The organism is Streptomyces sp. MUSC 14 (genome assembly GCF_001866675.1).
Taxonomy (GTDB): domain Bacteria; phylum Actinomycetota; class Actinomycetes; order Streptomycetales; family Streptomycetaceae; genus Streptomyces.
In genome coordinates this window covers 1-1,157 of record NZ_MLYN01000119.1, presented here as the reverse complement: position 1 = coordinate 1,157, position 1,157 = coordinate 1, and the positions used below count along the sequence as shown (strand labels likewise).

Annotated in this window: 2 protein-coding genes; one reads left to right on the top strand and one right to left on the bottom strand. The window is 69.3% G+C overall.

What is annotated here, in order from left to right:
- Positions 1-528, bottom strand: a 528-nt coding sequence (locus BIV25_RS45700; RefSeq protein ID WP_071378526.1) for a TetR/AcrR family transcriptional regulator, incomplete at its 3' end; no start/stop codon positions are given.
- A gap of 91 nt (positions 529-619) precedes the next feature.
- Here BIV25_RS45700 and BIV25_RS45695 point away from each other — a divergent pair.
- Positions 620-1,066, top strand: coding sequence for a DUF1772 domain-containing protein (locus BIV25_RS45695; RefSeq protein WP_071378525.1), 447 nt, complete (start codon positions 620-622; stop codon positions 1,064-1,066).
- Positions 1,067-1,157: the final 91 nt, after the last annotated feature.

The following is a 1,157-nucleotide window of genomic DNA, read 5'->3' as shown; positions in this document are numbered from 1 at the left end:
CTCCGGGGGGAGTCGTTGGGCTCGGGTCAGGGTGGCGATTCCGTGCAGGGATGCCCAGAACGTCTCGGTGAACAGTCCTGGTTCGACGCCGTCCCCGGCGACCTCGCCGAGGCTTTCCAGGAGGGCGGCGAAGGCGTCCTTGAGCGGCTGTGGGGTGTCCTCCTGTGCGTAGGCGAGGCCGCCGTCGAGCTGGAACAGGGCGTCGTAGACCGCCGGGTTGTGTGCGGCGAAGTCGAGGTAGGCGCGGGCGAGGGCGGCGACTCGCTCGCGTGGGCTGTTCGCGGCGGAGGCGGCGGCCCGCACCGCCACGGCCAGGTCGGTGGCGCCTTCGAGGGCGACGGCGCCGATGATCTCGCGTTTGCCCCGGAAGTGGCTGTAGAGGACGGGCTGGCTGTATTCGATGCGCTCGGCGAGCCTGCGGGTGGTGACCGCGTCCCAGCCCTGCTGCTCGGCGAGTTCACGGGCCGTCGCCACGATCAGGCGTTCGCGTTCCGCCCGTTCGCGTGCCTTGCGTTCCTGTACCGACATAACCCGGATCCTAGCATCGCTAGACAATCGAGCGGCAGTAGTACTAGCGTTGCCTCAACAGCTAGCGATGCTAGATCCAGGAGGGGTCATCATGCTCAGCGCACTCGAGGTGTTCACGACCGTGGTCGTCGGCGTGATGGTGGGGGTGGAGTTCGCCGTCGCCTTCGTCATGAACCGGATCCTCGGCGCACTCCCCGACGACGCCAGCCAGACGGGCCACAGCCATGGCGGCCGGATGCTCGGCGCCATCATGCCCGTCTGGTACATCGCCTCCCTCGTCCTCGCCGGCATCTGGGCCGTCGCCGGACGCCACCACCACGGCACCGGACTCGTCGTGACCGCAGCCGCACTGCTGATCCTCAGCGTGATCATGTCGGTCCTGCTGCTCGTCCCGATCAACAACCGGAACAAGGCATGGACCCCCGGCAACCGGCCCGCGGACTGGAAGGAGCAGCTGAACCGCTGGAACCGCTGGCACTACGCCCGCGTCGCCGTCATCATCGCCGCCTTCGCCTCGCTGGTCGCCGCCCTCGTCTGACCCCGCGGACCCACCCGCCCGGCCGCCGGCGGCAACCACCGCCGAGGCCCACCGGGCGGCAGACCAGGACTTCTCCCAGGACATGCACCCC

Coding starts and splice junctions, on each gene's coding strand:
- BIV25_RS45695 (WP_071378525.1), top strand. CDS start 620: ATGCTCAGCGCACTCGAGGTGTTCACGACCGTGGTCGTCGGCGTGATG.